We start from the raw sequence: 10037 nt of genomic DNA, 5'->3' as shown, positions 1-10037 counted from the left end.
TATTATTTTTTTATTTATACCGATATTTTTTTATTAACATAAAAATAAAAGGATATGACTTTTAGCCATATCCTTTTGATATAAAACATGTATTTATATTTCTTTAGTATATTCTTTTAGCCATGCTTGTTCTTCACTAGTTAAGAAAGGAGATACTTTATCATAAACTAATTTATGATACCAGTTTAAATATTCTCTCTCTTCTCTATTCATATCATCTACAACTATTGCATCTAAATCTATTGGTGCTAATGTCACAACTTCAAACTCCATAAATTGTCCATATTCATTTTTCTCTGCTTTTTGAACAACTAATTCATTTTCTATCCTTATTCCATGAGACCCTTCAACATATATTCCAGGCTCATTAGTTGTTACCATACCTTCTTCAAGTTCAGCGCTATCAAATCTATCTGGTACTATTCTCCATCTAAATCCATTTGGAGCTTCATGTACATTTAATAAGAAACCTATACCATGACCTGTTCCACACTTGTAATCTATTCCCATATTCCACATTGGTCTTCTTGCTAGTATATCTAAGTTATATCCTCTTACTCCATGTAAAAACTTAGCCATTGATAAGTTTATCATACCTCTTGCAACTGCTGTAAAGTGTGTTTTAAGTTCATCGCTCACTTCACCTAATGCAATAGTTCTTGTTATGTCTGTTGTTCCATCAAAATATTGACCACCTGAATCTATTAAAAATAAATCTCTTGGCTCTAATTTATAGTCACTTTCAGGAGTTGCACTGTAGTGCATCATAGCCGCATGTTTTCTATATCCAGCTATTGTACCAAAGCTTGGTTCTATAAATCCATCTTGAGCACGTCTTAAATCTTCTAGTTTTTGTGAAGCACTTAACTCAGATATCTCTGTCTTTCCTACATTATTTTTTAACCAATACATGAACTTAGTAAATGCTACACCATCTTTTATATGACTGTTTCTTATGTTTTCTAACTCAACTTTATTCTTTTGAGCTTTCATAAACATAGTTGGATTAAACTCATCTATTTTTCTAACGTCATCAGGTATATTATTTAATATAGCATAGTTTATTTTTGTTGAATCTAATAATATTGTTTCATCTTTATTTAATTCTTTTATAAATTCATATATTTCATTATATGGTTTTATAACTACATTTTCTTTGTTTAATTCACTTAATATTTCTTCATTTAGCTTAACTTCATCTACAAATAAGTAAACTTTATCTAAAGTTATTAAAGTATAAGATAATACTACAGGGTTGAATTTAACATCCCCACCTCTTATATTAAATAGCCACGCTATATCATCAAGAGTTGTTATTACATGAGTTGTTGCTCCTTTTTCTTTCATAACTTCTCTAACTCTATTTAACTTTGAACTAAATGATTCGCCTGCATACTTAACATCTAATAAAAATGCTTTTTCATTAGATAAAGATGGTCTATTTTCCCAAATTTTATCTATTAAATCATACTCATATGATATTTTAATATTTTTTTCATATAATTTTTTTTCTAAATTTTGCCCTTCTCTAGCACATATAACTCTACCATCAAACCCTAATACTCCATCTTCTTTTACATTATTAAATATGTATTCTTCAGTAGTTGGAACTCCTTCTTCTCCCATTTTAAATAATTTTATACTACTTCCCTTTAATTCATTTTCAGCTTGTATAAAATATCTTCCATCTGTCCAAAGTCCTGCCTCATCCATAGTTACTACTACAGTACCTGCTGAACCTGTAAATCCAGATATAAATTCTCTACTTTTGAAGTAATCTCCCACATACTCACTTTGGTGATTGTCTGAAGATGGTATTATATATGCATCCATACCATTTTGTTTCATATAATTTCTAAGCATAGATAATCTTTCTTTTATCATATTAAAGCCCCCTAAGTTATATTTATATATGTTTATAAAGAGATTAAGACCTCTTTGTTAAAACCTAAATTTTTTTATGTAAATTCATAATATTTTTTGTTAAATATTTCTTAAACTTCCTTTGATAAAGTTATAATTTTTCAATTTTCATTTGTTATTAAAATAAATTTTACCATCTCATGACATCGTTTTCAATGTTTTTTATAAAAATTTTATATATATTTAATATTTTTTATCGATACTAAAAAATTCAAAACGAGTAGATTTATGCTTATCTACTCGTTTCAAATTAGCTATTTATAACTTAAAATTCCATATTTTAAATTATAAATATTATTAAATCCTTCTAATTCTAATAAGTTACATGCTGTAATACTTCTATGTCCACTTCTACAGTACACCACTATGTTCTTTTCTTTAAAATCTTCAATCTCATCTATATTGTACATCAAGTCATGTAAAGGTATATTAATAGCACTGTTTATATGGTTTTTTTCAAATTCTTCTTTCGTTCTTATATCAATTAACAATGTATTTTTATCTTCGACTAATTCTTTTAACTTATCATTATCTATATCTGTAAAATTCATAATGCCCTCCATGATGTATGTTTTAATATTTTATTATATACCCATGTAAAAATTATTAAAACTTCAATACTATAATTGTCATTCTTTAAAGAGCAAATTCAACTTTAATCTATCAGTTCCTATTATTGTGTTTTCAAACACTTCCATTGCATTTTCAATATATATATTAGGATCTTTTATTATCGGACTAAAATGTGTTAAAACCATAGTCTCTACATTTGACTGTTTTGCGATTGTTGCACTTTCTCTAAATGTCATATGTTTATTTTTTATAGCCCTTTCTAAGTCACAATCATCTCCATACATACCTTCACATACCAATAAGTCACTATTATCTACAAAGTCCATAATTGCTTTTATTGGCCTTGTATCTGTAACAAAACTTATTTTAATTCCTTTTCTAGGCTGGCCTAAAACCATATCTTTTGTATATATCTTTCCTTCTAATTTTATTTCTCTTCCATTTTGAAGTTTACTCCAAAGAATTTTTGGTACATTATTTTTTATTGCTTTTTCCATGTCAAACTTAGCTTTTCTTTTTATATAAAAACTATATGCAATGCATGGAGTTGAGTGCTCTACCTCTAAAGTTGATATAATAATGTCTTTATTAATATAATTATTACTTACTAATATATCTTCTTTAGGATTTTCTATTATATTTATATCATATGGAAGTTCTTTTACTATTAATTTAAAGGCCTCTATAACCTCTTTTATTCCTTTAGGCCCAATTATTGTTAACATTTCTGTTCTACCACAATTCCCAATTGTAGATAATATGCCTGGAAGCCCAATTATATGATCTCCATGTAAGTGAGTTATACAAATATAATCTATAGTTTTGAATCCACAATTTGCAATTTTCATAGAAACTTGAGTTCCTTCACCACAATCTATAAGTATTTTTCTTCCTCTATAATTTATAAGCAAAGATGAAAGGTACCGATTTGGTACTGGCATACTTCCACCACAACCTAGTAAAGTTATTTCAACCATATTATCACCTCTTTTAACAGTTAAAATATACTACTTTTAAGTCTTTTAAATCGAATATCTAGCAAAATAGCAATTTAATCTTTGTATTTATTATATACTGCTAAGTATATGTTAATTCAAGTATTTAATTTTAAAACCAACTTTATATAGAGAATATTCTAAATATTTGTTACTATATTATTAATAACTTATTTTTAATAAATCGAGGTGATATTTATAAAAGATTTAACAGTTGGAAATGAAAGTAAATGTATATTTAATTTTGCCCTCCCAATGCTAATAGGAAGTTTATTTCAACAATTATACAATACAACTGATAGTATTATAGTTGGACGGTGTGTTGGTAAAAATGCTATGGCAGCAGTATCTGGCGCAAATCCAATTATGTTTTTACTTACTTCTTTTTTAATGGGAATAACCCTAGGCTTTTCAATTCTTATATCCCAATATTATGGTTCTAAAAATATGATTAAAGTTAAAGCTGCAATAGATACTACATATGTATTTATTTTTATAGCTTCATTTTTTATAACTTTAATAGGAGTTCTTTTTAGTGGTAAAATACTTCAAATTATGAACACTCCAAGTGAAATTTTTGAACTATGTAAGGGCTATTTAGTTATAATCTTTGCCGGAACAATTTTTTCAACTGGGTATAATTCAGTGTGTGCTATATTAAGAGGTCTTGGTGATTCTACTAATCCATTATATTTTTTAATAATAGCTACTATCTTAAATATAATTCTAGATGTTGTATTTATAATTTATTTTAATATGGGTGTAAATGGTGTGGCACTTGCTACCATAATCGCTCAAGCTATAGCATTTATATTTAGTGTAATATATCTTAATAAACGTCATGAAATCTTAAAAATTAGAATTAGAAATTTGAAGTACGACTCTATAATATTTAAAACTGGATTAAAATTAGGTTTACCCTCCGCCATTCAACAAACACTATTCTCTATTGGAAATATAACACTCCAATCTTTAGTTAATGGTTACGGTACATCTGCCATGGCTGCCTTTGGTGCTGGATCTAAAGTTGAAACTTTCATATCACTTCCTATTATGAATTTAGGCAGTGCTGTATCTACTTTTGTTGCCCAAAATATAGGGGCTGGAAAAGTTGATAGAGTAAAAAAAGGTGTAAAATCTTCTATTACTATGGCTTTGTGTATATCTATATTTGTATTAATAGTATTTTTATTATTCAAAGAAAATTTAATAAAACTATTTAATACTGATCCTGAGGTAGTTTCTATAGGCTCTAGGTATTTACTTACTATAGGTCCATTTTTCATATTTATAGGAACATCATTTATGTTAACTAGTGCAATCCGTGGTGCTGGTGCCTCAATGTTTGCAATGATAAGTTCTATGATATCGTTATGGATAGCCAGAATTCCTGCATCATATTTATTATCATCAATATTTGGTGTCAACGGAATATGGATGGGAATTCCTATTGGTTGGTGTGTAGGATTAATTGTTACAGGAATATATTATAAAAAAGGATATTGGAAAAACAAATCCGTTATTAGCTTCAAGGAAAGCGACCTATCCTCTAACAAAAAGTTTAATCCTGAGTTTGCATCAACAAAATCTGATTAAAAAGCAAAATGCTCTCTTAAAGAGTATTTTGCTTTTTTATTTGTACTTTAAAATACTGATTGATTATTTCTAATTTTATAGTATAATTTAATTATTACTAGGTACTAATACTTAATATAATAATCTAGTAAAATTATTTTTTTGGAGGAAATTAATGAAACCATTAATAATAGGAGATTTAATTGCTAAAGTGCCTGTAGTCCAAGGTGGAATGGGAGTTGGTGTCTCTAGATCATCTCTTGCAGGTGCGGTATCTAGTTGTGGTGGTGTTGGAGTTATATCCGGTGCACAAGTAGGTTATGACGAAGATGATTTTGAAATAAATCCTCTTAAAGCTAATTTAAGAGCATTAAAAAAACATATATTAAAAGCAAAGGAAATTTCTAAAGGTGGTATAATAGGTGTAAATCTTATGGTTGCCATGAATTACTACGAAGATCATGTCAAAACTTGTATCGAATCAGGAGTAGATTTAATAATTTCTGGAGCAGGACTTCCTACAGCTCTACCGAAACTTGTTAAAGGTAGTTCTGTTAAAATAGCGCCTATAGTTTCAACGTCTAAGGCATTAGGAGTTATTTTAAAAATGTGGGATAGAAAGGAAAGTACTACTGCAGACTTAATAGTAGTTGAAGGTCCTAAAGCAGGTGGACACTTAGGTTATCATAATGATGAGTTAGATAATATAGATAATATAGATTATGATGGTGAGTTTCTTAAAATATTAGATATAGCTAAAAACTATGGAGAGAAATTTAATAAAAATATTCCTGTTGTAGCTGCTGGTGGTATATTTACAGGTAACGACGTAAAAAAATACATAGATATGGGTGCAAGCGGGGTTCAAGTGGGAACTAAATTTGTAGCTACTCATGAATGTGATGCTGCTTATGACTATAAAATGACTTACGTAAATGCTAGTCAAGACGATATAAAGATAGTTAAAAGCCCGGTTGGAATGCCTGGGCGTGCAATTGATAATAGTTTTATTAAGTCAGTTAGCTCTGAAGGTAGAAAAATTAAAAAATGTTATAATTGCTTAATCCCTTGTAATCCAAGTAGTACCCCTTATTGTATTTCTAAGGCACTTATAGATGCAGTTCGTGGAGATATTGAAAACGGTCTATTATTTTGCGGAAGTAATGCTTACAAGGTTGATCGTTTAAAAAATGTATCGGAAGTTATTGATGAGTTAACATCTAAATTATAATAAACTTAAATATGGGTGTTTCTAATAGAAACACCCATATTTTTATATCTATATTTTCTTCTTACATAATATGTATATAAACCTAAAATTTAAAATTAACAATATTAAAACTTATCAGCTTTTATTTCAAAAAATGCCTTTGGATGTTGACATACAGGGCAAACTTCTGGTGCATCTATCCCTTTGTGTAAATGTCCACAGTTTTGACATCTCCACTCTACAACTTCATCTTTTTTGAAAATTTTATCATCTTCTAAAGCCTTAAGTAGTTCATTATATCTTTTTTCATGTTCTTTTTCTATAGCACCTACTGATCTTAATAAGAATGCTATTTGATCAAATCCTTCTTCTTCTGCTTCTTGTGCAAACTTTTCATACATACTTACCCATTCATAATGTTCTCCAGCTGCCGCATCTTTTAAGTTATCTTCTGTTGATTTAATTCCTTCGTGAAGTAATTTAAACCACATTTTTGCATGTGCCATTTCATTTTTTGCAGTTTCTTCAAAAAAATCTGCTATTTTATTATAGCCCTCTTTTTTTGCTTGTGATGCATAAAAACTGTATTTATTTCTAGCTTCAGATTCTCCTGCGAAAGCTGTAGCTAAATTTCTTTCAGTTTTAGTCCCTTTTATATCCATAGCTAGCCTCCAAATATTAACTATATTTGTTGGGGTACGTTTTCATTAACCCTCTACAGGTGGTATTATATACCATTAGTCGAACTTAGTCAATATAGTAAGAATTACTACTTTATTTGCATTTTTTATTTAATAGTTTTTTTGTAATATAAAATAAAGAAGATGATTTAATTAAATCATCTTCTTTATTTTCTTTTTGCATTTAGATAGGAACTCATCCCCCCTTTTAAATTGTATATATTTTCAAACCCTTCTTTGTATAAAAAATTGGCTGCAGACTTACTTCTAGCCCCAGAAGCACAGTAAAGAACTACATCATTATGCTTGTATTTTATTATTGAATTAATTTTCGATCTTAAATCACTAACAGATATATTTTTTGCTTTTTCTATATGTCCACTTTTAAATTCTTGAGCAGTTCTCACATCTATTATTATACAATTTTTATTATTTGTTAATAAATCAATTAGTTCATTCCCATTTATAGTTTTGTATTTGTTATTTTTAAATAAGTTTGATAAAAATCCCATAAAGTACTCCTTTACCCTATTAAAATTATTAAACTCATTCTATAATTTTAATAATTTTTTTTCTGTGACTTTATCACATAATTAAAACTTTAAAAAATCATCTCCAAATAAAACAAAACTTTGTAATGTCATAAATGCTTTTATATCCATTTTCACATTTTTATCTAATAGTTTTTTAGCTTCTTCCCTACTAACTAACATAGGTTTAATATCTTCTTCTTCTTCTAAATATTCAGTACTTAATTCACCATCACATAAACAGTAAACTAGACTCGCGCTTTCTTCAGTCATACCTGGAGATAAGTATAATTGATTGTTCCCTAAGTTTTTGTTTATTTCTAACAGGTTAAGTCCTGTTTCTTCTTTTAACTCTCTTTTTACTGCAATATCTATATGCTCATTGTTCTCTACCAATCCAGCTGGCAGTTCATATACATAATCATTTAATGGCACTCTAAATTGTTTGACAATTACTAACTTTTTAATTTCCTTATGAAACGCGGCTATAACAACAGCATCTACATCATCTTTTTTACCTTTGAAATATTTTTGTGATAAATTTTCATATCCTTTTCTAGATGCTATCATCCAGTGATTTTCATTTCCTAATTTATTAGTATATGTTGCATCATAGATGCTTAAAAATTTAGTTTCAGCAAGTGGTTTTAATTTTTTTATTCTATTGTCTACCATAAAGCACCTCCATTAGTTTTAATGTATAAATACTATCTATTTAAAGTATACTACATTTCTAAGATTCACTTCTAATTTTACATGTTCCCCTTTTTCATATGAACCATTATTAGAACTCACTTTTAATAATGTTCCTTTAACTTTCACATTATAATACGTTATGTCTCCTGCATAAATCTTACTTTCAACCGTACCTTCAATTCCTGTTTCATACTCTAAATCACATATATTTATATCCTCTTTTGAAATCATTAGTTCTACATTATCTATGCTTTCTTTAACGTTCAAATCCAAATTTAATACACTAGATTTAAATTGACCATTATCTATATCTCCAATGATGTAATTCCTTTCTCCAAAAGAATTTGCCACTTCTTTTGAATTCGGGGTTTCATATAAATTTCTTGGAGTATCAAATTGAGCTATACGTCCATCTATCATAACTGCTATCTTATCGCTCATCATTAGTGCCTCTTCCTTATCATGAGTCACTAATACAGTAGTTATTTCTAAGTCTTTTTGTATTTTTAAGATAAACTCTCTCATTTCCCCCCTCAAATTTATATCTAAACTTGAGAATGGCTCATCTAACAATAATATCTTAGGATTAACAGCAAGGCACCTTGCAATCGCAACTCTTTGCTGTTGCCCTCCAGATAATTCATTGGGATATTTATCTTCTAACCCCTTTAATTTCACTAAGTTTATAAGTTCTAAAACTTTATTTTTTCGTAAATTCTTATTTATTTTGTTAACTTTAAGTCCAAATTCTATATTTTCAAATACATTCATATGTGGGAATAGAGAATAGTCTTGAAATACTATTACTGCATTTCTATCCTGTGTTTTTAAATTTAAAACTGACTTTCCATCAAATAAAATGTCCCCACTTTCTGGATTTATAAGCCCTGCTATTAGTTTAAGCGTCGTACTTTTCCCACAACCAGATTTTCCAAGAAGAGTTATTAACTCCCCTTGACTTATTTCTAAATTTATATTTTCTAATATACTTACATTGTTAAATTGTTTTGTTAAGTTAACAATTTTAACTGATGACATTTTTTATCTCCTTATCATTACTATAGTACTTGCGTATACTGCATTCCATCAAAGCTACTACAATCAAACTTATTAATATAAACACTATGCTATATATAGAAGATATCATCCTATCTCCACTTTGTATATAAGGAAACATTATTAAAGGATACGTAATTACACTTCCTCCACCTATTAATAAAGTTAAAAAATATTGACTAAAAGATATTATAAAACACATGCTAGATGCTCCTATTACACCTGGAAGTATCAGCGGAATTGTAACATATCTTAAAGTATCTAATTTTTTAGCCCCTAACATATTAGCTTGTAATTCATATTTACCACCTATTAATTTGTACACATCCGTTATCATTTTAACTCCATATGGTATACATGGAATTACATTTATAATAATCACTCCTAGTACAGTATTTGCTAATCCTATCTTAATAAAAGTTAATTGTATTCCCATAGCTACAGATATGACAGGTATTATTATAGGAGATAAAACTAATAACTCGAATAATTTTTTACCTTTAAATTCATAAAGTGCTATCGCCTTAGATGCTGGTATACATATAATCATAGTTAAAGCTACAACTGATATAGATATAAGTATGCTGTTTATTAGTACTCTTATGTTTTCACCATTCAAAATGTATTCAAAACCTCTCAGCGAAAACTCAGTTGGTATAATTTTAGGAAATACCCACGATGAAGATATAGCCCAAATAAAAAGTATTATTAAAGGCATTAATAACGAAATTAATATTATATTTATGATTAGATTTTTTAATTGTTTCTTCATACGATCACCTATAATTTATTTTTCTTT

The 10037-nt window shown here is 28.2% G+C and carries 10 protein-coding genes; 2 read left to right on the top strand and 8 right to left on the bottom strand.

The window, feature by feature from the left end; genetic code table 11:
* Positions 1-93: 93 nt before the first annotated feature.
* The 3 genes from VN21_RS00780 to VN21_RS00770 form a co-directional block, all read right to left on the bottom strand.
* Positions 94-1884, bottom strand: a complete 1791-nt coding sequence (locus VN21_RS00780; protein ID WP_046821586.1) for an aminopeptidase P family protein — start codon at positions 1882-1884, stop codon at positions 94-96.
* A gap of 293 nt (positions 1885-2177) precedes the next feature.
* Positions 2178-2474: a rhodanese-like domain-containing protein gene (locus VN21_RS00775; protein ID WP_052951931.1), complete on the bottom strand. Its 297-nt coding sequence runs from the start codon at positions 2472-2474 to the stop codon at positions 2178-2180.
* Between the two features lie 78 nt (positions 2475-2552).
* Positions 2553-3473 (bottom strand): ribonuclease Z, encoded by a 921-nt coding sequence (locus VN21_RS00770; RefSeq protein ID WP_046821584.1) that lies wholly within the window; start codon positions 3471-3473, stop codon positions 2553-2555.
* A 207-nt stretch (positions 3474-3680) separates the two neighbouring features.
* On the opposite strand from VN21_RS00770, the gene VN21_RS00765 reads away from it, so the two are divergent.
* A complete protein-coding gene (locus VN21_RS00765; RefSeq protein ID WP_226896654.1) occupies positions 3681-5087 on the top strand; it encodes an MATE family efflux transporter in 1407 nt (468 codons plus the stop codon).
* A gap of 154 nt (positions 5088-5241) precedes the next feature.
* A complete protein-coding gene (locus VN21_RS00760; protein ID WP_046821583.1) occupies positions 5242-6297 on the top strand; it encodes an NAD(P)H-dependent flavin oxidoreductase in 1056 nt (351 codons plus the stop codon).
* A gap of 104 nt (positions 6298-6401) precedes the next feature.
* On the opposite strand, the gene rbr is transcribed toward VN21_RS00760, so the two are convergent.
* The 5 genes from rbr to VN21_RS00735 form a co-directional block, all read right to left on the bottom strand.
* Positions 6402-6938: a rubrerythrin gene (gene rbr, locus VN21_RS00755; RefSeq protein ID WP_046821582.1), complete on the bottom strand. Its 537-nt coding sequence runs from the start codon at positions 6936-6938 to the stop codon at positions 6402-6404.
* 185 nt (positions 6939-7123) lie between these two features.
* A complete protein-coding gene (locus tag VN21_RS00750) occupies positions 7124-7468 on the bottom strand; it encodes a rhodanese-like domain-containing protein (RefSeq protein ID WP_046821581.1) in 345 nt (114 codons plus the stop codon).
* A gap of 81 nt (positions 7469-7549) precedes the next feature.
* Positions 7550-8161 (bottom strand): NUDIX hydrolase, encoded by a 612-nt coding sequence (locus VN21_RS00745; protein WP_046821580.1) that lies wholly within the window; start codon positions 8159-8161, stop codon positions 7550-7552.
* Positions 8162-8197: 36 nt separating this feature from the next.
* Positions 8198-9220, bottom strand: a complete 1023-nt coding sequence (locus tag VN21_RS00740) for an ABC transporter ATP-binding protein (RefSeq protein WP_046821579.1) — start codon at positions 9218-9220, stop codon at positions 8198-8200.
* Positions 9207-10010 (bottom strand): ABC transporter permease, encoded by an 804-nt coding sequence (locus tag VN21_RS00735; RefSeq protein ID WP_046821578.1) that lies wholly within the window; start codon positions 10008-10010, stop codon positions 9207-9209. The genes VN21_RS00740 and VN21_RS00735 overlap by 14 nt, the downstream gene beginning before the upstream one ends.
* Between the last annotated feature and the right edge of the window lie 27 nt (positions 10011-10037).

It is taken from the genome of Paraclostridium benzoelyticum (genome assembly GCF_001006285.1).
Lineage (GTDB): Bacteria > Bacillota > Clostridia > Peptostreptococcales > Peptostreptococcaceae > Paraclostridium > Paraclostridium benzoelyticum.
The sequence above is the reverse complement of the archived record's forward strand: the minus strand, read 5'-3'. Positions and strand labels throughout refer to the sequence as shown.